Raw genomic sequence first — 26,599 nt, forward strand, 5'->3', positions numbered from 1 at the left:
CTCGCCGGCCAGTCAGCCGCCGTCGGACCCGTGGGCCGTGCCGACCGTGCCGGACAACACGACGGCGCAGCCTCCCGCGGGTCAGTCTCCGGCGGCCCAGCCTCCGGCGGGTCAGCCTCCAGCGGGTCAGCCGCCCGTGTCGGGGCAGCCCGGCGCGCCGGCTCCGTCGTTCCCGCAGCCGCCCCCGCCCTTCTCCGGGCAGCCCGCGACCGGTTATCCCGCGCCGCCGCCCGGGGCCTACCCGCCCGGTCCCTACCCGGCGCCGGGCACCTACCCGGCACCCGGCGGGTACCCCGCGCCCGGCGGGTACCCGGCGCCCGGCGGCTACGCCCCGCCGGGCTGGCCGCCGCCCCCGGCCTCGCCGGCCAGCCGCCGCCGGGGTGGCGCCGTCGCCGCCGGGATCATCGGCGGAGTGGTCGTCGTCGTCCTGCTCTGTCTCGGCGGGCTCGCCTTCATCGGCAACCGGATCGCCGACTCGGCCCGCGACAGCCAGCGCGACTTCCCGTACACCCTGCCCTCGGACTTCCCGACCTTCGACCCGTACACCCCGGGGCCGGGCGGCACCGAGCCGGGCGCGGGGGAGCCGACCACCGAGTCGACCGGCCCGGTGGCCAGCGAGGTCCCGGCCAAGGACATCTACGACCTGAACCAGGTCTGCGACGACAACACCTACTTCCCGGCCGCGCCGAAACGCTCCGGCAAGGCCCCGCACCCGGTGGTCCTGCTGACCAAGGACGGCCCGACCTCGGTGCGCTTCAAGAACCCCGTCTACTACTTCCGGGACGAGGGCACCTCGGACGCCGACAGGCGGACCTGGGCCAGCGACACCCCGAAGAACGTCCAGATGGTGGCCTGCCTGGACCGGGTCAGCACCGGCGCGAAGATCCGCAACTGCAAGTACGACGACCCGAAACCGGACACCGCCTTCCTCTACCACGCGAACTGGCGCCTGCGCGTCTACGAGGTGGCCACCCACCGCCAGCTGCTGGACAGGAAGCTCACCGGCAACGAGACCGCCTGCCCGTTCTCGGTACTGGTCGGCAAAGACAAGAAGATCTACGCCACCACCAGCGACCACTCGGTCGTTTCCGCGTTGCGGAAACTCGTCAAGCAGTAGCCGGGCCCGGCCCCGGTCCGTTGGTTCCACCGTGACGGGCGGCATACGGTGGCGAAGGTGGGCCGGGGCGGCCGGCGCGATACTCGGCCGGGCGCGCAAGCGCTCTTCCGAGCCGCCCGCTCCGGAGTCGTCCGCGCCCGCTCCGGAGCCGTCGGGCCCTTCCGAGTCGCCGTTAGCTGCCGGGTCGGCCTCCGCGCCGGCCTCCGCTCCCGCTTCCGGGTCGGGGGCCGCCGGCCGCCCTCGGTCCGCTTTTGAGGCGTCCGCTTCTGGGCCGTCCGCTTTCGAGGCGTCCGCTTTCGGGGCGTCCGCTTTCGGGGCGTCCGCTTTTGAGGCGTCCGCTTTTGAGGCGTCCGCTTTCCGGGCGGCGCCCGCGCCCCGGTCCGCCGCCGAGCCGGCCGGCGTACTCGTCGAGCGCACCAACCTGCAAGACCACCTTCGGGACCTGCTGCTCGGTGGCAACGACTTCATCGGCGTGCACGGTAGCGGCGGGTTCGGCAAGACCACGCTGGTCGGGCAGGTCGGCCGGCTCCCCGAGATCCGCGCCCGCTTCCCCGGAGGCCTGCTGTGGGCATCCGTCGGCCAGCGCCGCACCGGCCCGAGCCTCGCCGCGCTGATCGGTGACCTGGTCGTGCGACTCGGCGGCGAGCGACCCGCGGTGGTCGCGCCGATGCAGGCAGGCCGGAGCCTCGCGACCGTATTGGATCAGTACCCGCCGGTGCTGCTGGTGCTCGACGACGTGTGGACCGACGATCAGCTGGCCCCGTTCCTGGCCGGCCGCGCGGCGAACCCGCTGCTCGTCACGACCCGGGTGACCAGCCTGCTCGTGGCGGGGGTGCCGCGCGTCGAGGTAGGCCCGATGACGCGCGACGAAGCGACCGCCCTGCTCCTGCACGACCTCCCCGGCCTGCCCCTGCCGGATCTCACCGCCCTGCTCGCCCTGACCGGCCGCTGGCCGCTCCTGCTCGCCCTCGCCAACGGCATCCTCAGCGCCCGAGCCGTCCCACCGGCACGCACCTCTCCACCCCGACCGTCCCCTTCCTCCCTTTCATCCTCGCCGTCGCTTTCTTCCCCGCCCTCGCCCGCGCCCTCCTCCTCGCCCTCGCCCCCGCCCTCCTCGCCCTCGCCCTCGCCCGCGCCCTCCTCCTCGCCCTCGCCCCCTCCCTCCGCTTCGCCCTCGCCGTCGTTCCCGCTCTTCCCTTCGGCAGGTGATGCGGGCGGTTCGGGTAGGCCGGTGGACCTGCGCGGTGCGGCTCGCCTGCTGGTGGACCAGCTCAGCGCCGACGGAACGGCGCTGCTCGACCCCGCCGTGCCCAGCGAGCGACAGCGCGCCCTCGACCGGACCGTGCAAGCCGCCCTGGACCTGCTGCCCGAGCCGGACCAGCGGCGCTTTCTCGAACTGGCGATCTTCCCGGAGGGCGCGACGATCCCCGACCAGATCCTGGATCTGCTGTGGTCCGGGACGGGCGGTTTGTCACCCGCCGCTTCATCCGATTTGCGTACGGCACTCGCCCGCCTCAACCTCGTCGAGCACGCGAACGGGGTGATGCGGTTGCGTGAGGTGCTCCGGGCGTACGTCCGCCATCGCCTCCCGGACGCCGAACTGCCGCAAGTGCACCGCCGCCTGGTGGAAATGGCGCGGCCGCGCAGCGGCGGCCCGTGGTGGGCGCTGCCGGAAGCGGACCGCTACCTGTGGCGGCACCTTGCTCATCACCTGCGGGAGGCGCACTGGTGGGACGAGTTGTTCGCGGTGACCACCGATCTCCGGCGGCTCGCGATCGGGATTCCGATGCTCGGCGTGGCGGCCGCGGTCGCCGATCTGGATCGGTTGCCGGATGCGCGGGCCGGGGCGTTGCGGGCGCGGCTGTCGCAGGCGGCGCCGTTGCTGCGGCCGATCCGTCCGGCGGGCGCGTTCGCTGATGTGCTGCTGTCCCGGCTGGGCGGGTCGCCCGAGTTGGCGGCCGAGGTGGCCGCGTTCGCGGGGGAGCAGCGGTCGCGCGCCGGGCTGGTGGCCCGGTGGCCGCTGCCGGACGTCGGGCCGGACAGCCTGTGCCGGGTGATCGGGTCGGCGGTGGGCTGGCTCGACTGCGGGGCGGTATCGGCGGATGGATCTTGGTTCGCGGCCGCTGGGGTGAGTGGTGCGGTGACCCTCGTCGAACCCCGGTCCGGCGCGGTGCTGGGCCGGCTGACCGCGCCTGCCGGTGGGGTGAAGGCGCTGGTGGCGGCGGGGAACCGGCTGGTCACCGGTGGCGCCGACGGCACGGTGCGGGTGTGGGACGTGCGCCGCCGGGTCGTGGAGCGGACGCTGTGGACGGCCGGCGGAGAGATCCTCGGCGTCGCCGTGGCGCCGTCCGGTGAGCGGATCGCTGCGGTCGGCGGGCGCGGCGAGCTGGCGGTCTTCGACAGCGGTGGACGAGTCTTCGGCTGGTCCGGTGAGGAGCGGCTGGCCAGTTGCGTGTTCCTGAGTGCGGACCGGGTCCTGACGGCCAGCACGGCCGGCGCGGTCACCGAACACGACCTGCGAACCGGTCTCAGCGAGTTGTTGGTCGCTTCCGGCGCTGGGCTTCCGTCGGCTGCTTCGGGCTCTGGGCTTCCGTCGGCTGCTTCCGGCTCGGGCCTTTCGTCGTCCGCTTCCGGCGCTGGCCTTTCGTCGTCCGCTTCTGGCTCTCGGCTCCCGTCGGCTGCTTCCGGCTCGGGGCTTTCGTCGGCCGATTTCGGCGGGTCCGGCGTTTCGGCGGCTCCGGAGCCGCATCGCTCCTCTCGGGACGACGTGCTGGTCACCGCGATGGCGGTCGACCCGGCAGGTGAGTGGGTGGCACTGGGTCAGGCGGACGGGGAGATCCGGGTGCACGAGCTGCGCGGTGACAGCGAGCCGGTGGTGCTGCGCGGACATCAGGGTTGGGTGAGCGCGCTGGTCGTCTCCGGCGACCGGATCATCTCGGGTGGTGAGGACGGCACAGTCCGGGTCTGGGACCGCTACGGGCCGGAGATCGCCATGGTGCGCGCCCACGCCAGCTGGGTGACCTCGTCCGTGCTCGCCCCGGACCGGCGTACCCTGATCACCACCGGCAGCGACGCGACGATCCGGGTCTGGGATCTTCCCCGGCTGGTGCAGGAAACCGTGGCCGGACCGATCGACTGGGTGAACACCTGCGCACTGGACCCGTCCGGCACCGGCCTGGCCACCGGCGGCCGCGACGGCGTGGTCCGCCTGTGGCACCCCACCGACGCCACCAGCATTCCGCTGTGGTCCGCCAACGAGCCGGTGATCCGCTGCGCCTTCACCCCCGACGGCAACTGGATCGTCGCGGTCTGCGCCAGCCAGACGGCGATCCTCCGCGGCCCGGCCCCCGCACCCTCCCGCCGGCCCGCATCCTCCGCGGCGGCTCCTCTGTCCGACCGCCCTGCTGCCGCTTCCCAACCCGAAACCGGCGCGCCCGTCCCTCCGCCCAGAACCCGACCCGATACTTCGGCGCCTGTCCCTTCTTCCGGGTTCCGAGCTGATACTTCGGCGGCTGTCCCTCCTACTGGGTTCCGAGCTGACACCTCCGCGTCTGTCCCTTCGCCCGGGTTTCGAGCTGACACCTCCGCGGCCGTCTCTTCGCCCGGGTTCCGAGCTGACACCTCCGCGGCTGTCCCTCCTTCCGGATCCCGAGCCGATACCTCCGCGGCCGCTTCCGCGTTCGGATCTTCCGCGGCCGCCCCTCGGTCCGGTGGCGAAGTGTGGCAGGGAGCCACTGGCTGTGCCGTCGCGCCCGACCAGGACCTCGTCGCGCTGTGGGACGCGGGCGGAGGCTTGGAGATCCGGTCGGTCGCCGGTACCGCGTTCTTCCGCCGCGAGCACGGCCGCGCGATCCAGTCCGCCGCCTTCCTGCCCCGGCACCGCCTCATCGTCGCCGACGAGTCCGGAACCCTCACGGTCTGGCACTACCGCAGCGACCGAACCCGGTCCGTCCCGCTCCATCCCTCTCCCTCCGTCAGCACAGCCGACCCCCGAGTCCGCGCCATCCAGCTGATCGCGAACCGGATCGTGGTCGTCCACGCCCTCGGCGTCGCCGCCTTCGAAGCCCGAAGCCTCCACCCGATCACCGCGGCCGAGTTCGCCGGCGACCCGGTGACCCATGGCGCGATCTCACCGGACGGCCGCTGGCTGGCCACCACCTCGGACGCCGGCGAACTGCTGATCTGGCCCTCACCCGCATCCCCGGCCGCCCCCGAGCCGATCGCCGCGATGCGAGTGGACGGCGCCCTGTTCGAGTGCGCGTGGGCCCCGGACAGCCGGGACCTTTACGCCGTCGGCCAACGCGGCGTCTACGCCTTCACCTTCCGCCCGCCCCGAACAACCCCGCAGCCGTCCACTCCGCCTCGGAAGCGCCGGGGTCGCCGGTAAGGCCGGAAGGCGACCCGAGCACCGGACTCGGATCGCCGCCTGCCGAGGCCGACGCTGGCGGGGCGTACCGGAAAGCCGTGGCGTACCGGAAAGCCGTGGCGTACCGGAAAGCCGTGGCGTACCGGAAATCCGAGACGACCCGGACCGGCCTCGGTCCGGACCGGTGCCGCATCGCCGGGGATGCCGGGGTCAGGGGCGGGTCAGCTCGGTGAGGGCGGCGTCGAAGATCTCGTGGTGGCGGGCGACGTCGTCCAGCGTGGTCTCCGGGCACATCAGCGCCATGTTGTGGAACGGGGTCAGCAGCACCCCGCGATTGGCCAGGTAGACGTGCAGGAAGTCCTCCAGTTCAGCGTCGGCGCCGGCGGCTGACTCGGTGCCGTTGCGGGGCGCGGGGTCGGCGAACCGGTACTCCACCCGGGCGCCGAGACGACTCACGGACCAGGGCAGATCGTGTGCGGTCAGAATCTTCTGAAGGCCGTCGGCGAACGCCGTCGCAGTCGAGATCATCGTGGCGAACGCGCCCTCGGTGAGCACCTCCTCCAGCGTCGCGCGGGTCGCGGCCATCGACACCGGGTTGCCGGCGAGCGTGCCGCCCACCCCGCCCATGTCGACCAGATCGAGATCGCCGCGCCCGGTCAGCGCGTCGGCCAGCTCAGCGGACAGGCCGTAGGCACCCACCGGGACCCCGCCGCCGATGGCCTTGCCGATGGTCAGCACGTCCGGCCGCAGATCCCAGAACCGCGTGGCGCCACCCGGGCCGGCCGAGAACGTGTGCGTCTCATCGTTGATCAGATAGGTGCCGTATTTCCTGGTCAGCTCGCGGACACCGGCCAGATAGCCCGGCTCGGGCAGGACGATGCCGATGTTGGTCAGCGCGGGCTCCATCAGCACCGCCGCCACGTCGCCGTGCGCCAGCTCGCGCTCCAGCCCGGCCAGATCGTTGAACTCGGCGACCCTGCTGGTAGCGGTCACGTCAACGGGTGCGCCGACGTTTCCCTCCCGGCTGCGACCGTGCCCGTCCGGCCCGACCACGATCAGCGACTCGTCCACCGAGCCGTGGTAGCAGTAGCTGTTGACCAGGATCTTCGGCCGGCCGGTGACGGCACGCAGCAGGCGGATCGCCCACCGGTTCGCGTCGGTGGCGGTCAGCGCGAAACTCCAGAACGGCAATCCGAATCGGGCAGCCAGCTCGGCGCCGACCACCGCGGCGTCCTCGGTCGGCAACATCGTGGCGGCTCCGCCCAGCTCACCGAGTCGTCTGGTAACCGCAGCGACCACCGGCGCCGGTGAATGGCCGGCCATGGCGCCGGTGTCACCGAGGCAGAAATCGACGAACTCGTTGCCGTCGATATCGGTCAGCCGGTTGCCGCGGGCGGTCTTCAGATAGACCGGGAAGCCGGCCGCGGTCTTGTTCATCCACGTCATCGGAACGCGCCCGAAGAGATGGTCGGCGCGGCGGTAGGCGGCGGCGGACCGTGGATGCCGCTCCGCGAAAGCGGCGCGCTCGCGGTCCGTCAACTGCTGGAGAATGATGCGGTCAACCCCGGAATCCGTTGCCATGGGGCGAAGCTATCAGGGAATCCTTGGCGGTCCATCAGTCCACGGGCTGAATCCGAATTCATCCCGTGGTCTGATGTCGGCCGCCACGCCGTAGTGGTCGGATAGATACACGCGCCGCCCGCCGGGCAGGGTCACTTCGTCACACAGGACCAGATCGGCGTGCGCCGTGATGCCACCGCGGACCAGGAGGTGATCGAATGCGGGCGGATGAGGCCACTGCGGAGTGGGGCGATAGGTCGGCCGCCGGTCGCCGGCCATCGCGTCGGCGAGCCCGGCAGCGGTCCGGAAATCCGCGAGGGCTGACGCGTCCCGGGGCAGGTTCAGGTCACCGGTCACCACGAGCGGCCGATCCTTGTCGATGCCGGCCAGCAGCCGTGCCAGCACGTCGAGTTCAGCCCGCTCCACGAGGGCGTAACGGTTGTCCGGCGACCAGTCGTCGTCCCGGTTCGCCGACAGGTGCGTGTTGACGATGACCAGCTCATCGATCTCCGCGACCAGCGCGCCCTTGCGCATCAGGAACTCCGGCCGCACCGGCCCGGTCATCGGGAACCTGACGAACCGCCAGCGCTTGATCGGCCGGCGAGAGAGAAGGACCAACCCCCCTTTGAGTACGACGGAGCCCGCGCACGCCGAGTGGGCGAATCCTCGTCGCAGCAGGTTCGCATGCGAGCGGTACATGACTTCCTGCAGGCACACGACGTCGAAATCGGACTCCCGCAGGATCTCGGCGAGCGCCCGCAGCCGAGCCCGCACGTCACCCCTGATCAGCGCGTTGAAGGTCAGCAAGCGCACGTCGTCCTCCGATCGTCGCCGCGGGCGGCCTTCGGTGATCCCGGTCCGGCAGACTACCGCGACCGTCGCTACCCGGGTCGCCGCATCCGCCGGCCGGAGGTCGTCAGTCCTCGGCCGCCTTCAGCACGGTGACCGCGCCGTCGCGGCCGGCCGTGACGTAAAGCTTGCGGCCGTCCGGGGAGAGTGCGATCACCCGGGGGCTGTCGCCGACCTTGATCGTGGCGCTGACCTGCTTGTCCTCCAGGTTCAGCACCGAGACGGTGTCCGAGCCCTCGTTCACCACGTAGGCGTGCACGCCGTCCCCCGACACCAGCACGGCCTGCGGCAGCTTTCCGACCGTGTACCGCTTGATCAGTCTCAGCGTCGTGGTGTCGTAGGACTCCACCGTGTTCACGTCGTAGTTGGTGACCAGCACCGTCTTGCCGTCCGGGGTGACCGCCACGCTGTGCGGCGACCGGCCGACAGTGACGTTGTTCAGCACCCGCCCGGTCCTGGCGTCGATCACCGACATGCGGCTGGACTCGTGGTCCGAGGTGAAGGCCCGCGTGCCGTCCGGCAGGAAGTCCACCCAGTGCGGGTTCGGCGGCACGCTGATCTGCTGCACCCTGTCCAGCGTGGTGCCGTCGTAGATCTCCACCCGTGCGCCGTTGTGGATCGGCAGCCAGACCCGGCCGTCCGCCCCGACCGCCGGTTCGAACGGCCGCGGCCCGGTCTTCACCGACTTGATCAGGCTTCGCTTGGCGGTGTCGATGACGGCCAGCGCGTTCGCGCTGAAGTCGTTCTCGAACATCGACACGTAAAGCTTCGAGCCGTCCCTGGACAGCGCCAGGAACCGTGGCGTGTTCGGCACCGCGACCGAGGCGACCTTCTTGTCGCCCGCCCCGACGAAGAACACCTCCTTCGCACCCTGGTCGGCGACATAGACGAGGCGGTTGTCCGGCGAGACGACCACGCCTTCCGGCTCCCGCCCGGTCCCGTTGATGGTGTCGACGACGACCGGGACGGCCAGGCTCACCGGCGCCTTCTCGGTAGGCTCGGCGGGCTGGGTGGCCGCCGCGGACTGGCCGCCGCCGGGCTGCTGTTGCTGCTGGGTCGCGGTGGGCTGGGCGGTCGGTTCGCTCTTACGACCGGACACGTAGCGGATGCCGAGGTACGCGCCCGCCGCCAGCAGCAGCGAGAGGAGCAGCACGCCTACGACTCGCAGGTGCCGCCGGGACGATGGGGCACCTCCGGCGGGAGGTGCGCCGACGCCGTTCGGGGGTATCGGCCCGTCGCCGGGCTGCTGCCAGCTGGGCGAGTTCGGCCAGCCGGCGGGGGAGGTGGGCCAGGCGGGGTTCGTTCCCTGCTGCCAGCCGTTCCCGTCGGGCGTCCCGCCACCCCAGCCACCGGCAGCCGTGCCCTGCTGCCCGGCGGCGTTCACGCCCGGTTGTTGCCCCTGCCAGCCGGCCGGGCCGCCGGGAGCGCCCGGCGCACCGGCCAGCCCGCCGCTACGCGTCCAGTCGTCCGGGCCGTCCCAGCTCACCCGGCCGGACGGCGATCCGGCGATGCTGCCACCGGCTCCAGCTCCCGCGCCGCCTGGTCCGGTCGCGCCGCCGAACTGGCCGCCTGCTGCCGTCGCGCCGCCGAACTGGGCGCCTGGTGCGGTTGTGCCGTCGAAGCGGCCGCCTGGTGCCATGGTGCCGCCGAACTGGGCGCCTGGTGCCGCAGTGCCACCGGGTGCCGGCGTACCGGCCGGGCCGTGTTGTTCGGTGGGATCGTTTGCTCCCGGCCACCCGCTGCTCGCCGCCATCCCGGCGACTGTTGTCTCATCGGCCGCCGACTGCGGGCCGGCTCCGGCTGGTCCGGTCTCGCTCGGTCCGTGGGCGTCGGGGCGTGGCCAGCCGCCGGCCGCAGCCGCTGCGGAGCCCGCTTCCCACGGGAGTCGGGGCTGTCCTCCGCTCCGGTTCTGGCCGGCGGGCCAGCGGTCTCCGGGATCCGCGGCATTGATGTTGCCCGCAGCGCCCGAGTCGCTGGCGGCGGCAGGCATCGGCCATCCGGCGCCGGGCTGAGTCTGCTCGGTGGGGCTGTCGTCAGCGCGATCGCCGGGCCACGGACCGGCCGGAGTGCCCATGCCAGCCGGGGTCCCGGTGTCCGGCGGAGTTCCCGTGACCGGCGGTGCACCCGCGGGACTGCTGGGCGGCCAGCTTCCGGTCGGGCCGGGCGTGACCGGCTCCGTTTGCTGCCCCCACGATGGTTGCAGTATTTCGGGTTGCCGCTGCGGAGCCTCGGGCTGGCCCGGCACCGTCTCCGGCTCGAAGCGGGCCGCCCTCGGCTCCGCAGCGTTAGGAGTGACGCGGTCGTCCTCACTGCCGTGCCTATCGGGCGACGCTTGCGCGGCGAGCCAACTGCCCACGAACCCACCAGCTGCGGCATTTCCCACGGGGCTGGACTCTGCGGCGTTTCCCGGATGGTCGGGTGTTGCGGCGCCTCCCGGGCGGTCGGGTGTTGCGGCGTCGCCCGCGCGGGCGGGTTCTGCGGCGATTCCGGCCTGGGTGGGTTCTGCGCTGTTCCCGGCGTTGGCGGGCTCTGTGGCGCGGTTCTCTTCCGGCCTGTTGTTGTCCGTGCGCGAGTCGTCGCTGGGCGACCTGCTGTCGCTGGTGTGGGCGGCGTCGCCTTCGGGTTCATGAATCGGGGAGATGCCGGCGAGGCTGCCAGCGGCAGGCGGGTCACCAGGGCGGGTGCGCTGGTCGTCCGCATCTTCGGCGGGACTGGCCTGCCATGCCACGGTGTCGCCGCCGGAGTCCATCGGCACCGAGTCCCACCGCTCGGGTGCCGTCGTTTCGTCCGGATAGGCGACGACAGAGGGGGAGTCCGGCAGTGCTCCGGAAGCCTGCGAACCCTCGGCAGCACTCACCTGCCAGGCTTGCGTCGAGTTGCCGGTGCCCGCTGGCAACGCGTCGGCTTCCTTGTCACCGACCGGTCGTGGCTGCTCTCGCTCATCGCCGGCCGGTTGCCGTTCGTCGTGCCCGGCTCCGGGGTGTTGCCATTCAGCTTGGTCGGCCTCGGCCGGTCGCTGCGGGTCCGGTTCGGCGGCGGTCGTTGGCATCGCAGGGGCGCTGGGCCACGGCTCGGAGCTTTCCACGCTGATGGTGGGTTCGGCCGGCGACCCGGGCCAGATGTCCGCCGGCGAAGTCACTGCGGCCGACTCCGCTGGACTGACCGACGGCTCGGTACTCGTGGTGTCCGCCCCCGGCTCGCTCGCCGGCGAGGCTCCTGTTTCGCTCGGCAGATGTGGGACCGGCTCGCCGGGAACCGCTTGGTCGGACTCCTCCACGGCCACCGGGATGGGTGGGGTCGGTGGAGATTCGTCCAGTTCGTTTCGGCTGGTTTCGTCCGGCGCCTGGGTATCGGCGCTGGTGGCGCCATCCCAGGCGGGCACCGCCGGCTCGCGGTCGGCCTCGGGTTCGGCCTGAGGCGATTCGTCGGGCCACAGACCGCTCGGCTGGGTGGGCGGCAGCGCGGTGCCACCGGCGGAGGGGTTCGCCTGCCGAGGGATCGGGTTGATCGGCTCGGTCTGCTGGTGGTCGGCCGGTTCGGCAGGGATGCCGGAGACCGGCTGGGTGCGGTCCAAGTCAACAGTGGCGTCGCCCGAGTCGACGTCGCGCTGAGTGGGAGGCTCGCCGGATGGCCATGCCGGAGTGGGTGTCGGGTTCCGTCCGGAGCGTTGATCGGCTTCGGGGGGCTGGGCCCACCAGGTGCCGCTCGGCCGGGCGGTTTCCTCGGTGGCCCTGGCGGACCAACTGTTCGAAGCCGCGGCGGGGCGCTGGGGACGGCCCGACCACGGACCGCGAGAGGTCGACCTCGGATCCGCCTCGGCGTCCCGCTGGGGTGCGTCGCCCTGCACCGGCGCGACCGGTCGTGCGTCGCCCTGTACCGGGACGGCCGGTCGTGCGTCGGGTTGCGCCGGGGCAGCGGGTCGTGCGTCGGGTTGCGCCGGGGCAGCGGGTCGTGTGTCGGGTTGCGCCGGGGCAGCGGGTCGTGTGTCGGGCTGGGCCGGGGCAGCGGGTCGTGTGTCGGGCTGGGCCGGGGCAGCGGGTCGTGTGTCGGGCTGGGCCGGGGCAGCGGGTCGTGTGTCCTGATCGGCCGGGGTGGCCTGGACCGGCGGGATGAAGAGCTGGCCGGGCGGCGACGAGACCTGGTAAGGCGCGGGGGAGACCTGGTAAGGCGTGGGCGAGGCCGGATAGGGCAGAGGTGCCTGACCAGGCACGTTAGCGGGATGACCGGCGGACCGGCCGCTCGCATCCCAGGGTGCCGGTGGGTGCTGACCGGCAGCAGCCGCCCACGGATCCACCGGCTGGCCCGAAGTGGCCTGATGGAAGGAGGACGGAGCACCGGAGGAGGGAGCGCTCGAGGTCGGTGCGTCCGGCCACGGATCGACGGGAGTGCTCAGCGCCGGATGCCGGGGCGCTCCGGAAGTGGGCTGGTCCGGCGGCCCGGAGACCGGGCGCTGGATGCCGTTGTACCACTGCGGAGGCGGAGGTGGGAGAACGCGATGCGTGGACTGCTGAGGGGGCTGAGTCGCCGCCGAATCGCCCTGTGGCGGGCCAGCCGGAAAGCCATGCGCCGAAGCACCCGGGGAATCGCTGCCCGGCAAGGACGCCGCGGAAACGCCTGGCACGCCTTGCGCCGGCACGCCTGGCACGCCCTGCGCCGGCACGCCTGGCACGCCCTGCGCCGGCACGCCTGGCACGCCCTGCGCCGGCACGCCTGGCACGCCCTGCGCCGGCACGCCTGGCGCACCGTTCGCCAAACCACCCGGCACACCCTGCGGCGATGCCGACGGGCCAGACGCGCCGGACTCCTCACCCTCGGAGACCTCGCCGCGGACCGCGACCTGCGCCGACCCCGCCGGTCCGTCGATGGTCACCACCGCGTCGAGCTGGCCGACCGTCGGGAACCACGAGACCCGCAGCTGATCGCCCTCCAGCCGCGCGTGCAGCCCATCGGCCGAAACGGTCACCGTGGACGCCGCCACCAACGGCGGGCCGCTGACCGCCACGCGTACCGTCAATTGGCGCGTGCCCGGGGCGACGCGGCCGAAAGTGATCTCTCCCTCCGCGACCCGCAGCGAAGTGCGCCGCAACGCCGCGGAAGCGGCGGCCGCGACCCGGTCGTTACCGGTGGACATCCGGGTCAGCGTGGCCCGGGACTGCGCTGCCTGGTGCAGGTCGGGTCCGGCGGCCGCCGCGGCCAGCTCGGCGATCAGGGCCATCTGGTCGCTGCCCGGTTTGCGAACTCTGCCGACCCACGGCTGGCGGCCGGAACCGTAGACCCAGTGGCGCACGGTGGGGTCGCGTTCGCGCAGGTGGTCGAAGATCTCGTCGACGCCGATGTAACCGTCGCGGTCGCGGTCGGCGGCGCCGCCGCGGATGGCGTCGGCGAGCAGGCCGGCGAAGGTGGGTGGTTCGGGGCGGGCCGCCGCGGTGATCACCACGCGGCTGCGGGCCTCGGCGGCGCGGGCGGCCGGGAAGTAGGCGCCGGCGTCGACCGGGCCACCGGTGCGGCCGTCCAGCAGGATCATGATCTGGCCGGCCAGGCTGCGGTGCATCAGCGCGTCGATCCGGGTCACGTCGACGGCGGTGTCGGCCGGGCGCTGCATGACGGTGTCCGGGGTGGCCAGGTAGAGACCGCCGGCCGGGCCGGAGAGCAGGATGCCGCGGAAGTAGACCAGCAGGCAGTCGTCGCCGCTCCGGCCGTCGCAGAGCGCCTGCAACCGCTGATAGGTGTCCCAGGTCTCCGGGTCCTGGAGGAACTCGACGTCGAACCCGCCCAGACCGGGATCGCCCAGCACGGCGGCGAGGGATCGCACGTCCGCCGACGGCACCGCGTATCTGCGCAGGACCGGATCGTCGTGGTGTTCGACAGTCACCACAACCGCCAGTCGTCGCCCGCTCATCGCATCACCCTTGGTCCATGGTGCGACGTTCGGCGCCGAGCCGGAACCCCTGGAAGATTACGAAGTGTTCGTACCTGATGACCTTCTGTTGTTGATCTTTGTCGGGTTACGGGCGTTGTGCGACGATCTAGCAGGTCCGACGCGCTTCCGCGGGCATCGTCCGGGGAATCCGTCCCGGTGTGCCGATTTCACCGGATCGGTGTCGGAGATCCGTCACGGCCCGCTCCGGAGAGGACCGCGATCCGGAAGATCACCTCTAGACTCACGGTCCGAGGTGAGAGATCGAGATGCTTCACGTACGCGTCATCGCCCCGGCCCCGATGTCCGAGGAGGTCCAGCGCCTGCTCGCCGCCGACGAGGCCGTCACGCACCTGGTGGTGCTGCCCGGCGTCGCCGTGGCACCCCGCGGTGACCTGCTGGAGTTCGACGTGGTCCGGGAGGGTGCCAGCTCCCTGCTCGACCGGTTGCGTGACCTGGGCCTGGACCGGGACGGCTCGATAGTGGTGGAGCGGGTCGACGCCGCCCTGAGCGCGGCCGCCGACCGGGCCGCCCGGCGCACCCCCGGGCTCGGCGTCGACGCGGTGGTCTGGCACGAGCTGGAGCAGCAGACCGGCGAGGAGACCGAGCTGTCCGCCTCGTTCCTGGCCTTCATGATCATCGCGACCGTGATCGCCGCCCTGGGCGTGCTGCTCGACCAGCCCATCCTGATCGTCGGATCGATGGTGGTCGGACCCGAGTTCGGGCCGCTGGCGGCGCTCTGCGTCGGCCTGGTGCAGCGGGAGTACCGGTTGGTCCGGCGGTCGTTGCTGGCGCTGGGGGTGGGTTTCCCGGTCGGCATGGTGGTCACCATGATCGCGGTGTGGCTGCTGACCGCGGCCGGCCTGGTGGACCGGTCGATGCTGCTGGCGGACCGGCCGCTGACCGACTTCATCTGGCGGCCGGACGCGCTGTCCTGGGTGGTCGGCTTCCTCGGCGGTATCGCCGGGATGCTGTCGCTGACCTCGGCGAAAGCGGGCACCCTGGTCGGCGTGCTGATCTCGGTGACCACGGTGCCCGCGGCGGCGAACACGGCCGTGGCGCTGGCCTACGTGATCGGCAGCCGGGAGCCCGGCCGCCTGCTGTCCGAGGCGGGTGGCTCGGCCCTGCAGCTGGTCATCAACCTGAGCGCGATAGTGGTCGCCGGCGTGCTCACCCTGCTGGTGCAGCGGCACGCCTGGCGACGCCGCTGACCGCGGTCGGACCAGCTGCCGGGCCGGGTCCCCGGCAAGCCACCGATCGGCGGCCGACCGACCGCCGGTCAGACGGTGATGTCCAGCACGCGGCCGGCCGGCAGCTTGCGGGGCTGGTCGAGCGTCGCGGCCAGGCCCGCCTTGGTCGCCTCGACCCGCGCCACCTCGGCCGAGGCGGACGCGATGGTGGACCTGTCGACGGCGATCGTCTGCGGGCTCGCGTCCACCGCGTTGAGGTCCACGGCGATCTGCCGCCGGGCGCGCTGCAGGCGGCTCCAGGCGACGTGGCTGCTCCAGGTCGAGGTGGTGACAGCGGGGACGGTCATGGGGTGCTCCTCGGGGGGACGGCAACCGGACGGCTACCTTCATCGGCCGGAGCACTCCCGAGCTGCTACTTTTCCGAGTGGCCTGGGTAACAACCGCAGGTTTCGACGACAGCGGCCCGGCATCCGTGGATACCGGGCCGCAACGCGCGGGCTGGTCAGCCGACCAGGGCCTTGGCCTTCTCCGGCCAGGTGTTCAGGCTCGCCGAGCCACGCATCCCGGCGGCGGTGATCGCCCGCTTCAGCTCGGCCGGGTCGCTGGCGGCCAGCTTGGCGTAGGTGGTGATGCCGGCGGCGGCGAGGGCCATGGCGACCTTCGGGCCGATGCCGGCGATCTTGGTGAGGTCGTCCGGCTCGGTGACGGCGGCCGGCTCGATGATCGGCGACGCCTCCTCGGCAGCCTCGGAAACCGGCTCCTCGACGACGGCGACCGGCGCGGCGTCGGCGGCCGGCTCAGCGACCGCGACCGGCTCAGCGACAGTGGCGGGCGCGGCGTCAGCGATCGGCTCAGCGACAGTGGCCGGCGCGGCGTCAGCGATCGGCTCAGCGAAAGCGTCGGCGGCCGGCTCAGCGACAGCGATCGGCTCAGCGACAGTGGCGGCGGCCGGCTCAGCGACAGCGACGGCGATCGGCTCAGCGTCCGCGACAGCGACGGCTGCGGGGACAGCGGCAGGGGCGGAAGCGGGCTCGGAGTCGGCAACCGCGACGGTGATGGGCTCGGCCTCGACCGGCTCAGCGGCAGCGACCGGCTCCGGTGCGGCGACCGGCTCCGGAGCCGCCACCGGCTCCGCGGCGGCAACCGGCTCCGCGGCCTCGACCGGCTCAGCCACCCCGCCCGGCTCGGGCAGAGCGACGGTCTCAGCGGCCGGCCCAGCCTCCGCGGAAGCCTCGGGGAGAGCCACCGTCTCCTCCTCGACGACCGCGACCGGCTCGACCACAACGGTCTCCACCTCGGTCACCGGCGCGATCACCGCGGTCTCGGCGACAGCGTCGTCCTTGCCCTCCTCAACGGCCGCGACCTCAGCGGACTCAGCGACCACGAGAACCGCGGTCTCCTCGGAAGCGGCGGCAGCGGCACCATCGGCGACGGGACCGTCGGCGGCGGGACCGTCAGCGGCGGGACCATCGGCGGCGGAAGCGGCGGAAGCATCGGCAGCGGCAGGAGCGGCGGCGGGAACGGCAGCCGCCGGAGCGGCAACGGAAGCGGACTCGGTGGCCGAAGCCGGCGCGGCCGTCGCGGAAGCCGCCTGAGCAGCCCCGTCACGACGACCCCGAATGAACCAGCCGGCTATCAGGCCGATCACGAGCCCGGCCACAAGGGAGAGAAACGATGACATATCGGGCCTCCGGGGAGGAGATGAGGGTGCATGTGGTAGCGCGCAGCTTCCCACATCACCTTCCGTAGCCACGATCAGGGTGGTCACTCGACCAGATGGTGTGGCCGCTCAGGCCGGACGAGCCGGTCCACCATGCGGCAGCGCCGGGAGAAGAAACGCGGTGGTCACTCCCACGTGCGAGAGTGACCACCGCGTGTGATCAAAAGCAGAACCGCTTTACGGTACGGCCGGGTAGTCGTTCACGTAGACCGGCACACCGATCTTCGTGGTGTCGGCCGCCTCGCCCACGCCGTTGACCACGTGGTCGATCGTGCCGGCGCTCAGGTTGACGGTCATGATGTGGTGCAGCTTCACGCCCGGCGTCTGCGGCGCCTCGAAGCCGTTCTCGGTGTGGATCGACGGGTTGTTCTGGTTGAACACGTACACCCCGGCGCCGTACAGGTGGTGGGTCTTGACCTTGGCCCCGATCTTGTAACCGGCGTAGCCCTCGACCGAGCCGTTCATCCAGTCCGCCTGCGTCGGCGGGTCGTACGGCAGCTCGTTCTGGTACAGGATCGTGGTGCCGCCGTTGCCGTTCCAGACGGTGTTGTACTTCTGGAAGTGCTCGACGAACAGGCCGGTGGCGGTCACGTCGTCACCGTTGATCACCGCGCCGTACGTACCGATGTTGGTGTTCCACCGCTCGGTGTCGCCGCCGGTGAAGCCCTCGACGCCGTGGTCGGCGCGCCACACCCAGGTGTGGTCGATCAGCACGTGGTCACTGTTGACCTCGAGCGCCACGTCGGCCTTGCCGATGTGCGGGCCGCCCACCCGGAAGTAGACGTCCTGCAGCGAGGTGGGGTTCTTCGGGGTAGTGAGAAGGCCGAGGCTGCCCTTGCGGCCGACGCGCAGCAGCGCGGACGACTTCTGCGAGCCGGCGTCGATCGAGATACCCGCGACGGCCACGCCGGGGACGTCCTCGACCTGCAGCGGGGTGGCCCCCTTGACCGCGGTCAGCGTGGCGTGGCCGAGACCGAGCACCACGGTGTTCGGCCGGAGCACGTCGATGGTGCGGTCGATGTTGTAGATACCCGGCGTGAACAGCAGGTTCTTGCCCAGCGCCAGGGCCAGGTTGATCTTCGCGACCGAGTCGCCCGGCTTCGCCACGTAGAAGTCGCTCAGCGGGATGGTGCGGCCGGGGGAGTCCCAGGTGACGCCGGCGGTGTCGCGCTCCACGGCCGGCACCCGGACCTGGTACCTGCCGCCGGCGTCGACGAAGAGGTACGGCTTCTCCCGGCTGACCGGGGTCTGCGCCAGCGTGGTGTACGGCGGGTTCGGGAACGCCGCGTCGTCCGGGGCGCCGGTGACGCCGGCGAAGACCTGGTTCCACACGCCGTTCGACCAGCTGCCCACCTCGCTGTTGCGGGTCAGCCACTGCTGCTGCGACCCGTTCACGATGGTCTCCGCCTTGGCGTCGGCGATGTAGCCGCCGCTGCCGTACTGCGGGCCGGCGGTGCAGTAGTCCATCAGCGACAGGGTGCCCCCGGTGAACTGCACCCGGCGCAGCGAGACGGCCTGCGAGACGGCCCAGAAGTTCGCCGTCGACCGGCAGCCGTCCTGGCCCTTGGCGTTGATGTTGACGGTCAGGTTGGAGACGGTCCGCCAGAAGTTGACCAGCGCGAGGCAGTTGCTCGTGCCGCCGTTCTCCAGGCAGCGGTTGTACACCTCCACCTTGCCGTTGATCACCACGTCGCCCGGGTTGGCGCCCAGCCCGGAGATCTCGGTGTAGTAGCCGACCTTGACCTGCAGCGGCTGGTCGGCGGTGCCGTACGTGCCCGGCTTGAAGAGGAAGGCGTACCGGTCGGTGCCCATCTCGTTGTCGACCTGCTTGGCGTTCGCGGCGTCCAGGGTGGCCTGGATCTCGCTGACCGGCATGCTCGGGTCGAAGACGGTGACGTGGGCGCCCAGGTCCGGCGCGGAGGAGGGGTGCGCGGCGGCCGGCGCGGATTGCGCCGTGATCGCCGTGACGGCCAGGCCGAGCGCGAACGCACCCGCGCCGAGCCGGCGGATTCTCGTCATGCGGAGGAGCCCCTTCCGAAACAACATCGCAATGAACCTGGTCACGGAAGCAATCGGCGTAGCTCCATGTCAAGTGCCGGGAAAAGGCATACGGGCTGCAATCCGGGCAAGCCACCTAGGTTCCGGAACCTGAAGACTTCTCAGAGGTCGGAACCGGTCCCGGGAGCGCTCTCTTATGGGTCTTCACGGGAGTAACGACGCGAAAACCACAATGTTGGAGCGATAGCTGCGGCGGTCCCTGTCGAAGGACCCGCCGCAGGTGATCAGTCGCAGGCTTGGTCCGGGCGTGGTGCCGTAGACCTCGTCGCTCGGGAACGCCTTCTTGGGGTAACTGGCCACCTTGGTGACCGTGAAGCGCGCCACGGAGCGGTCGGTCCGGCGTACCGAAAGGCTGTCGCCCGCCTTGAGCTCCCGCAACCGGAAGAAGACGGCGGCCCCGTCCCGCGCGGTGTCCACATGGCCCACGATGATCGCCGGACCGGGCTCGCCCGGCGTCGGCGAACCGCGATACCAGCCGGCCGGCGCGTCCGAGCGCAGCGGCGGCACGTCGAGAGTGCCGTCGGCGCGCAGCCCGATCGCGCTGACCGGGGTGTGCACGCCGATCGCCGGGATGTCCAGGCGGTCCGGCGGCGAGGGCCGCAGCTGCTTCTGCTTCTGCTTCTGCCCCGGTTTCCTGCTCGTCGCGGAGGTCGGCAGCGGGCGAGGGGCGGGCACGCTCTCCCAGGCCAGCACCGGGGGCGGGAGGGCGTCGTCGGTCCGCAGACCGATCGCGGTGATCGTGGCGCCGAGCATCGCGAGCAGCAGCGAGAAGGCCGCGGCCCGGCGGTCCCGGATCTCCAGACGCGGTGCCGGCATCAGTCGCGCGCCGCGCGGCCGACCGCGAACCGTGCCGTGACCAGCGCCGCCATCAGCAGGAACACCCCGGCGACGAGCAGCGACGCGCGCCGCCCGTCGAGGCCGCTGCCGCCACCCGCGTCCACCCCGCCGCTCGGGGTCCGCTTGGTCGTCGCCGACGCCCTGGGCTTCTTCGACGGCGTGGCGACCGGCACCTCGGCCGGGTCGTCCCCGGTCGGCGTGGCGTTGCCCAGGGTGCCGCCGGTCTCCCTGGGCGAGAGCGTGCCGGGCGGCGCCGAGGCGGTCACCGGCGGCAGCGTCTCGGTGCTGGCCGACGCGGCCGGACCCGCCGAGTTCGACGTGGTGGCGTTGTCGCAGTTGGCCAGCGTCAGCGCCACCAGGATCAGCAGCAGGGCCGCGATGCCCAGGGCGACCAGCCAGTTCCGGCGTGCCGGGGAGTCGGCCATGATCGTGACCTCCGGGGGTCCGGCGGCCGGGCCGAGCGTGCGGATGAATCAGCGGTCGTCCCGGCCGCTTGCTTCGATGACAAGTCAACTACCCAGCCGGCATGGTTTTCCATGCCTGAACGGGTGGCATCGCGTGTTGTCCGGTCCCCGACACCCGTTGGTGCACCGCCTCCGGCTCAGCGGCACCGCTTCAGCGCACCGGTACCGGGCCCGCCCAGCGCAGCAGCGCGACGGCCACGAGCCCGGCCACCAGGACGGCCATCAGAGCGCCCAGCAGCAACGGGTGGGTGAGCAGCCCGGTCGCGTGCTGGGCGGCGGGCCGTGTGGCCGGATCACCGTCCGGCACCGGCGGCATCACCGGTCCGGCCGGCGCGAACAGGGCCGGTCCGTCGACCGGCGGCATGACGTAGGCGATCTGCTCGGCCGGCGGGGCCGGCAGTGCTCCGCCGGTCGGCGTGCCACCCGGCCGGGCCGCCGGGAAGGCCGCGCCGACCGCCCCGCTCGACTGGGTCGCGAAGATCTCCGCGCCCTCCGGATCGGCCGGCACCACCGTGTGCGCGCCCGGGACCAGCGGCCCGCTCGGCGCCGTGCCCGGGTAGTAGCCGCCCAGCCCGGCGGTCGGCGGCAGCACGGCCGGGCCCGGCTGCAGGTGTTCGGTCCACTGCTGCCCGTCCCACCAGCGGGTGGCGGGCAGGCCGCTCGGGTCGGCGTACCATCCGGCGGGCTGCGCGGGGATCGTCATCGGTGCGGCTCCTCGTTTCCGTTCCGGGGAACCCGCACCATCGGATGGTGTTGGGCCGCCTTGAGGTTCCGGCGGCCCGGCGCTACGCGCGATAGATCACACCGATTTCTGGTACGCCCGGAACGTGCGCGTGGAGAGCACCAGCATGATCACCGCGAGCCCGAGCAGCCAGGCGCCCCGGCTCAGCACGACGTCCCAGTCCGGCGCGTCCCGCATGGCCGCCCGGGCCGCGTCCAGCGACCAGTTCACCGGGTTGAACTTCGCGATCGTCCGCATCCACGAGGGCATCAGCGTGCCGGCCATGAACGCTGACGACAGGAACGTCAGCGGAGCAGCAGCAGGGTGTTGATCCCGATGATCGTCTCCCGTTGCCGGACCAGCATCCCGACGGTGTTCGACAGCGCGCTGAAGATCGTGCCGAGCAGCAGCGCCGAGACCACCAGCACGAGCAGCCCGGCCACCCCGCCCGGGTAGGACGCGCCGGCGAGCAGGCCGAGCAGGATGATCGCCACCACCTGCACGGCTGTCGACAGCGCCTGCTCCACGGTCAGCGCGTTCATGATCGCGCCACGCGACACCGGGGTGGTGAGCAGCCGGTTCATCGTGCCGCGCTAGATCTCCTCGAGGACGCCCATGCCGGACCACATGTTCGAGGAGACCGCCGTCATGGCGACCACCCCGGGCACGATGTAGTCGAGGTAGGAGCCGGCGCCGAAGCCGGGCAGCTCGACGATCCGGCGGAACAGGTTGCCGAACAGGAACAGCCAGATCGCCGGCTGCACGAGCAGGATGACCACGAAGGCCGGCTGCTTGATCAGCACCTTCAGCCGCCGGTTCGTCATCCAGTAGGTGTGCGTCACCAGCGTGGTCATGCGGTGCCTCCCTGGGCAGGCCCTCCCGGCCCTCGCCGGCGCGGCCGCCGCGCCGTCGTCGGCGCGGGCGCTCAGGGTGCGCCCGTCCAGGGCGACGTCACGCAGGCCGGCGACCCGCGAGATGGCCTGCCGCGCCTGCGGCTCGTCCGGTGGCTGCCGCAGTTCCAGGTGTACGGCGTCGACCGGTGACATCAGTGGTTCGTTAATCGTTCAGGAGCTTGCACCAGATTTTCGAGGCCAACGACGGGCTGGGAAAGACGCTGCGCGTCAGCGGCTGGATCCCGCCGCACACGCCGGTGCGGAGGCCGCGGGCGACCGGACGGCCTCGCCGACGCGACCGCGGCGGTCCCGATGCTGGTCAGTGTCGGGCGGCTCGAGCCTCGACCGCGTCCAGAGGCAGACCGAGCGTGGTCTCGGACCGGTCGTCCTCGTCGGCCGCGTCGAGCAGCGACCCGTTGTTGGTGACCGCCGGCTCGAACCTGGCGATCGCCGGATCCGGCGCGGCGTAGTCCTCGGTGAACCCGGGGCGCCGGTCCACATCACGCCGCGCCGCATTCCCGTACCTGCCTCGTGGTCACGCGCCATGATCGTAGACCGGTGTGACACCGATGGTCCGTGGCGCGTGACCCGAGGTGGGGCGGTCAGGCCTTGGTGATCTTCACGTTGTCCACGGCGGCTTCGACGAGCGAGGCCGTTCCCGCGTCGGCGGCTTCCACCCGCACGCGGATGGCCTGGCCGGCGTACGCCGAAAGGTTTGCCGAAGCGGTCGTCCAGGCCGCGGCCTTGTTGGTGGCGGCGGCGCTCAGCGTGAGCAGGGTGGTGGTGCCCGTGCCGGTGACCACCGAGACGCGCAGGTAGTCGGCGCTCGTCGCGTTGTTGAGGTAGGCGAGGTACCAGGACAGGTTCAGGGTCAGCGTGCCGGTGGGCAGGGTGATCTGCGGGGAGGTCAGGCTGGTGACGCCGCCGTCCACGTCGTTGGCGCCCGCGCTGGCACCCGCCGCCGCGCCGGTGACCAGGGCGTAGGTGCCGCCGGCCGCGGTGCCGAGCTGGGTGGTGACGCCGGAGCTGCTGGTCGACTCCGGATCGCCGCGCTCGAATCTGCCCAGGGTGGCGGTGTCGGCGGTGCCGGCGGTCCAGCCGGTCGCGGTCTCGAAGTCGTCGGACCACACGGTGGTGCCCGGCGGGGTGCTGCCGCCGTTGGCGAGTGTCCAGACCGCGTAGGCGATCGCGTCGGAGTTGCGGTCCAGCGCGGTGTCGTTGATGTTCGCCGAGGTGTCGCAGGAGGAGTGGTAGCAGGGGTCGAACGTGGTGGCGGTGCCACCCCAGAGCGCCACCTGCGCGGACGTCTTGCGGCCCTCGGCGCCGGTGAAGATGCCGCCCGCCGGGATGCCGGCCGCGATGAACGGGCCGTAGTCGCTGCGCCCGTCGAAGTCGGTGCCGCGGGTCGGCACGCCGATCGAGGTGAAGTAGTCGGCCAGGGTCTGCTCGATCTGCGCGGAGCCGGCCGGGCCCGGGCCGGAGCCGGTGTTGTCCGAGTTGTCGCCGTCGTAGAGGAAGTAGCCGGGGTTCGGCGAGGCGACCATGTCGAAGTTCAGGTAGCCGGTGATCGCGGCTTTCTGCGCGCTGGAGAGCGAGTTGACGTACGCGGTGGAGCCGCGCAGGCCCAGCTCCTCCGCGCCCCACCAGCCGAATCGCAGGTGCCGGGTGGGCTGGAAACCGGAGCGGGCCACCTGCAACGCGACCTCGAGGTTGGCCGCCGAGCCGGAACCGTTGTCGTTGATCCCCGGGCCGGCCGTGACGCTGTCCAGGTGCGCGCCGACCATCAGGGTGTCGTTGGTGTTGCCGCCCGGCCAGTCGGCGATGAGGTTGTACCCGGTCGCGCCGTTGTAGGTGAAGCTCTGCTGGGTGGTGGTGAACCCGGCCTGGTCGAGCAGGTTCTTCACGTAGGTGACCGAGGCGAGGTAGCCGGGGCGGCCGTGCGCCCGGTTGCCGCCGTTGGCGGTCGCGATGCTCTGCAGTTGGGCGAGGTGGGCCTTGACGTTGGCCACCGGGATGTCCGGTGTGGCGGCCGCGGCCTGGGCCGGGGCGGCGGCGAGGCCGGCGGTCAGCACGGCGGCGCCGATCAGGGGAAGTGCTCGCACGGGGGTGTCCCTTCCGGTCAAGTATCGACGAGCATGACAGTCACCCTCGGTCGGTGCCTCATATCAATAAGTACCTATCTTGGCTTCGGCCATCGCTTGATCCGGCCGGAAATTAGCCGGAACGGATGTGTCACATCTCCATGCCTCAATGACTAGTCTGCGAAAGATCGCCCGCGCCCACCACGTGCGGCGGGCGTCTCGACAACGGAAGGCAAGGGATGCGGAAAATCCTGGCGGCCACCGTCGCCGCCTCGGTCGGCCTGCTCATCGGCGCCGGAACGATCCCGGCCGCCGCGGCGGCCAAGGGTAGCCACGACGGCGGCTATACCCCACCACCCATCGACTGGGGCACCTGCGCCTCCGCCGGCCTGCAGGCCCGCGGCGCGCAGTGCGGTTTCCTGGTCGTGCCGCTGGACTACGCCAAGCCGGGCGGGACCAAGATCAAGGTCGCGGTCTCCCGGATCAAGCACAAGTCCAGCGACGCCCAGTACCAGGGCGTCATGATCACCAACCCGGGCGGCCCGGGCGGGTCCGGCCTGACCCTGTCGGTGCTCGGCGAGTACGTGCCCAACGGCGCCGGTGACTACTTCGACTGGATCGGCTTCGACCCGCGCGGCGTCGGCTCCAGCGTGCCGGCGCTCAGCTGCGATCCGAACTACTTCGGCTACAACCGGCCGTACTACGTGCCGGTCAACCGCCAGTTGGAGAAGACCTGGCTGGCCAAGGCCAAGGGGTACGCCAAGGCGTGCGACCGGGCCGGCGGCGCGCTGCTCGACCACGTGAAGACCACCGACACCGTGGCCGACGTGGACAGCCTGCGCAAGGCGCTCGGACAGAAGCAGATCAACTACTACGGCTTCTCGTACGGCACCTACCTCGGCCAGGTCTACGCCACGCTGCACCCGGACAAGGTGCGCAAGGCGGTCTTCGACGGCGTGGTCAACCCGGACCGTGTCTGGTACGACGCCAACCTGGACCAGGACATCCAGTTCGACAAGAACATGGACGTCTACTTCGCCTGGGTCGCCAAGTACGACTCGGTCTACCACCTGGGCACCACCACCAAGTCGGTGAAGGCCAAGTACTACGCGACGCTGCAGCAGCTGCGCCGGACCCCGGCGGCCGGCAAGATCGGCCCGGACGAGTGGAACGACATCTTCGTCTCGGCCGGCTACTACGTGTTCGGCTGGGAGGAGATCGCCAAGGCGTTCGCCGCCTGGGTGAACGACAAGAACGCCGACCCCCTGCTGGCGCTCTACGCGGAGCCGGGCGCGGCCGGTTCGGACAACAACTACGCCATGTACCTGGCCACCCAGTGCTCGGACGTGAAGTGGCCGCAGAACTGGTCCAAGTGGAAGCGGGACAACTGGAAGATCTACGCCAAGTACCCGTTCATCACCTGGAACAACGCCTGGTACAACGCGCCCTGCCTGAACTGGGGCGCCAAGCCGGGCAAGCCGGTGCACATCAACGGCAAGAAGGCGCCGTCGATCCTGCTGATCAGCGAGACCAAGGACGCCGCCACGCCGTTCGACGGCGCTCTGCGGGTGCGTCAGCTGTTCCCGAAGTCGGTCCTGATCGAGGGCGTCGGCGGCACCACGCACGCCGGTTCGCTCAACGGCGTCGCCTGCACCGACAACATCATCGCCGATTACCTGGCCAGCGGCTCGCTGCCGGCCCGAGTGCACGGCAACCGCTCGGACGTCAAGTGTGACCCGGTCCCGCAGCCGGACCCGACCGCACCGGCGGCCAAGGCCGTCGCCTCGGCCAGCGACGGCAGCTCGCGCGCCGCAGTGCGCCCGTCGGGTGCCCTCACCCTGCGCTAAGAGCAAGTAGGAGAAGTCCCCAAAGCGGCCCGGCCCACCAGGCGCCGGGCCGCTTTCGGCTGCCCCCACCCATCCCGTGGAAAATGCAGCACCAGGGGTAAGCGCCCACCCGACCCTGAGAGAATGCGGCAAGATAGGTAAACCCGAAAGACGCGAAACTGCCCCACACAAGAAGCTATGCGCTTCCATCAGGGCGCACAAAAATTCCGCTGCTCCCGCTTTTGCTACCCCAGCCACAGCCCGGTGACCCAGACGAGCCCGATCTTTCCAACGAACCCTGAGTGTCACCGTTACCAACAGCGCACAGAAACCACCCTCATTCAATAACAGCCCACCGCGTGCAGGCAGGATCCGCAGCCGTGCCGGGGTGATAGCGGAGTGGGCTCTCGGGTTGCGCGCCGCCTGCTGTGCAGCCGGTGCCGGTGAGGCTTGCGACGCCGGGACGGCGGCCGCCCGCAGCGCTGCCGTTGGCGCTGTCTGCGATGCCGGTGAGGCTTGCGACACCGGAACGACGGCGGCCCGCGAGGTGGCCGTTGGCGCTGTCTGCGGTGCGGATAGGGCTTGTGGTGCTGGGATGGCGGCCGCCCGCGGCGCGGCCGTTGGCGCTGCCCGCGGTACCGGTGGCGCGAGAGGCCTGGGCGCGGGCGCTGCCACCGGTGCCGCACCCCGTGACTCCGCCCGGGCCAGACGCAAGCGCATCAGCTTCCGCCCGTGGCGCTGCCGCAGACCCCAATCCCGGTGCACTTCATGCCGGCGCCGAAACTCGTCACGCTCGGCTGAATAATTACGTGATGCGGTCCGATCCCGCAGGCGGGCGACTTCCGCTCTCCCGAACAACGACATCTGACCCATACGTCAATTGTCTCGCCCCCACAACGCCAACTGTAAGAAGTCGATCGTGCCATCCTCCCGACTCCATTATTGTCAACACCAGCGTCGACGGAATGTCCGAGGAATGGACGCCGCGCCGACGAAGACA

The 26,599-nt window shown here is 71.6% G+C and carries 18 protein-coding genes; 4 read left to right on the plus strand and 14 right to left on the minus strand.

What is annotated here, in order from left to right; translation table 11 throughout:
- The first annotated feature begins 136 nt into the window (after positions 1-136).
- Both Actob_RS11575 and Actob_RS11580 read left to right on the plus strand, forming a co-directional pair.
- Positions 137-1,117: a hypothetical protein gene (locus tag Actob_RS11575; protein WP_284920087.1), complete on the plus strand. Its 981-nt coding sequence runs from the start codon at positions 137-139 to the stop codon at positions 1,115-1,117.
- A 472-nt stretch (positions 1,118-1,589) separates the two neighbouring features.
- Positions 1,590-5,504 carry an NB-ARC domain-containing protein gene (locus Actob_RS11580; protein ID WP_284920088.1) on the plus strand — a complete coding sequence of 1,305 codons (3,915 nt, stop codon included), beginning with the start codon at positions 1,590-1,592 and terminating at the stop codon, positions 5,502-5,504.
- A gap of 189 nt (positions 5,505-5,693) precedes the next feature.
- On the opposite strand, the gene Actob_RS11585 is transcribed toward Actob_RS11580, so the two are convergent.
- The 3 genes from Actob_RS11585 to Actob_RS11595 form a co-directional block, all read right to left on the minus strand.
- Entirely contained in the window at positions 5,694-7,064 is a 1,371-nt protein-coding gene (locus Actob_RS11585; protein ID WP_284920089.1) for a transaminase, read from the minus strand.
- Between the two features lie 12 nt (positions 7,065-7,076).
- Positions 7,077-7,856, minus strand: a complete 780-nt coding sequence (locus Actob_RS11590; protein ID WP_284920090.1) for an endonuclease/exonuclease/phosphatase family protein — start codon at positions 7,854-7,856, stop codon at positions 7,077-7,079.
- A gap of 103 nt (positions 7,857-7,959) precedes the next feature.
- Positions 7,960-13,329 (minus strand): YVTN family beta-propeller repeat protein, encoded by a 5,370-nt coding sequence (locus Actob_RS11595; protein ID WP_284920091.1) that lies wholly within the window; start codon positions 13,327-13,329, stop codon positions 7,960-7,962.
- A gap of 749 nt (positions 13,330-14,078) precedes the next feature.
- Here Actob_RS11595 and Actob_RS11600 point away from each other — a divergent pair.
- Positions 14,079-15,020, plus strand: coding sequence for a DUF389 domain-containing protein (locus Actob_RS11600; RefSeq protein ID WP_284920092.1), 942 nt, complete (start codon positions 14,079-14,081; stop codon positions 15,018-15,020).
- 68 nt (positions 15,021-15,088) lie between these two features.
- Here the strand turns inward: Actob_RS11600 and Actob_RS11605 are convergent, their stop codons facing one another.
- The 11 genes from Actob_RS11605 to Actob_RS11655 form a co-directional block, all read right to left on the minus strand.
- Positions 15,089-15,346 carry a hypothetical protein gene (locus Actob_RS11605; protein WP_284920093.1) on the minus strand — a complete coding sequence of 86 codons (258 nt, stop codon included), beginning with the start codon at positions 15,344-15,346 and terminating at the stop codon, positions 15,089-15,091.
- 155 nt (positions 15,347-15,501) lie between these two features.
- Entirely contained in the window at positions 15,502-16,383 is an 882-nt protein-coding gene (locus Actob_RS11610; protein ID WP_284920094.1) for a helix-hairpin-helix domain-containing protein, read from the minus strand.
- Between the two features lie 513 nt (positions 16,384-16,896).
- On the minus strand, positions 16,897-18,738 hold the full coding sequence (locus Actob_RS11615) for an adenylyl cyclase (protein ID WP_284920095.1): 1,842 nt from the start codon (positions 18,736-18,738) through the stop codon (positions 16,897-16,899).
- A gap of 183 nt (positions 18,739-18,921) precedes the next feature.
- Entirely contained in the window at positions 18,922-19,593 is a 672-nt protein-coding gene (locus Actob_RS11620) for a class F sortase (RefSeq protein ID WP_284920096.1), read from the minus strand.
- Positions 19,593-20,039: a hypothetical protein gene (locus Actob_RS11625; RefSeq protein ID WP_284920097.1), complete on the minus strand. Its 447-nt coding sequence runs from the start codon at positions 20,037-20,039 to the stop codon at positions 19,593-19,595. Before Actob_RS11625 ends, Actob_RS11620 begins: the two co-directional genes overlap by 1 nt.
- A gap of 190 nt (positions 20,040-20,229) precedes the next feature.
- On the minus strand, positions 20,230-20,781 hold the full coding sequence (locus Actob_RS11630; RefSeq protein WP_284920098.1) for a DUF2510 domain-containing protein: 552 nt from the start codon (positions 20,779-20,781) through the stop codon (positions 20,230-20,232).
- A 96-nt stretch (positions 20,782-20,877) separates the two neighbouring features.
- Positions 20,878-21,084 (minus strand): hypothetical protein, encoded by a 207-nt coding sequence (locus Actob_RS11635; protein ID WP_284920099.1) that lies wholly within the window; start codon positions 21,082-21,084, stop codon positions 20,878-20,880.
- Between the two features lie 20 nt (positions 21,085-21,104).
- Positions 21,105-21,383 carry a hypothetical protein gene (locus Actob_RS11640; protein WP_284920100.1) on the minus strand — a complete coding sequence of 93 codons (279 nt, stop codon included), beginning with the start codon at positions 21,381-21,383 and terminating at the stop codon, positions 21,105-21,107.
- Positions 21,384-21,392: 9 nt separating this feature from the next.
- Positions 21,393-21,845 (minus strand): hypothetical protein, encoded by a 453-nt coding sequence (locus Actob_RS11645; protein WP_284920101.1) that lies wholly within the window; start codon positions 21,843-21,845, stop codon positions 21,393-21,395.
- Positions 21,846-22,011: 166 nt separating this feature from the next.
- Complete coding sequence (locus Actob_RS11650) at positions 22,012-22,191, minus strand: hypothetical protein (protein ID WP_284920102.1); 180 nt, start codon at positions 22,189-22,191, stop codon at positions 22,012-22,014.
- A 103-nt stretch (positions 22,192-22,294) separates the two neighbouring features.
- Positions 22,295-23,794, minus strand: a complete 1,500-nt coding sequence (locus Actob_RS11655; RefSeq protein WP_284920103.1) for a M28 family metallopeptidase — start codon at positions 23,792-23,794, stop codon at positions 22,295-22,297.
- 218 nt (positions 23,795-24,012) lie between these two features.
- On the opposite strand from Actob_RS11655, the gene Actob_RS11660 reads away from it, so the two are divergent.
- Entirely contained in the window at positions 24,013-25,620 is a 1,608-nt protein-coding gene (locus Actob_RS11660; protein ID WP_284920105.1) for an alpha/beta hydrolase, read from the plus strand.
- Positions 25,621-26,599: the final 979 nt, after the last annotated feature.

This window comes from Actinoplanes oblitus, from assembly GCF_030252345.1.
Taxonomy (GTDB): Bacteria; Actinomycetota; Actinomycetes; order Mycobacteriales; family Micromonosporaceae; genus Actinoplanes; species Actinoplanes oblitus.

Coding starts and splice junctions, on each gene's coding strand:
- Actob_RS11620 (WP_284920096.1), bottom strand. CDS start 19,593: ATGCCGGCACCGCGTCTGGAGATCCGGGACCGCCGGGCCGCGGCCTTC.
- Actob_RS11630 (WP_284920098.1), bottom strand. CDS start 20,781: ATGACGATCCCCGCGCAGCCCGCCGGATGGTACGCCGACCCGAGCGGC.
- Actob_RS11635 (WP_284920099.1), bottom strand. CDS start 21,084: ATGGCCGGCACGCTGATGCCCTCGTGGATGCGGACGATCGCGAAGTTC.
- Actob_RS11585 (WP_284920089.1), bottom strand. CDS start 7,064: ATGGCAACGGATTCCGGGGTTGACCGCATCATTCTCCAGCAGTTGACG.
- Actob_RS11660 (WP_284920105.1), top strand. CDS start 24,013: ATGCGGAAAATCCTGGCGGCCACCGTCGCCGCCTCGGTCGGCCTGCTC.
- Actob_RS11640 (WP_284920100.1), bottom strand. CDS start 21,383: ATGAACCGGCTGCTCACCACCCCGGTGTCGCGTGGCGCGATCATGAAC.
- Actob_RS11645 (WP_284920101.1), bottom strand. CDS start 21,845: ATGTCACCGGTCGACGCCGTACACCTGGAACTGCGGCAGCCACCGGAC.
- Actob_RS11615 (WP_284920095.1), bottom strand. CDS start 18,738: ATGACGAGAATCCGCCGGCTCGGCGCGGGTGCGTTCGCGCTCGGCCTG.
- Actob_RS11625 (WP_284920097.1), bottom strand. CDS start 20,039: ATGGCCGACTCCCCGGCACGCCGGAACTGGCTGGTCGCCCTGGGCATC.
- Actob_RS11605 (WP_284920093.1), bottom strand. CDS start 15,346: ATGACCGTCCCCGCTGTCACCACCTCGACCTGGAGCAGCCACGTCGCC.
- Actob_RS11600 (WP_284920092.1), top strand. CDS start 14,079: ATGCTTCACGTACGCGTCATCGCCCCGGCCCCGATGTCCGAGGAGGTC.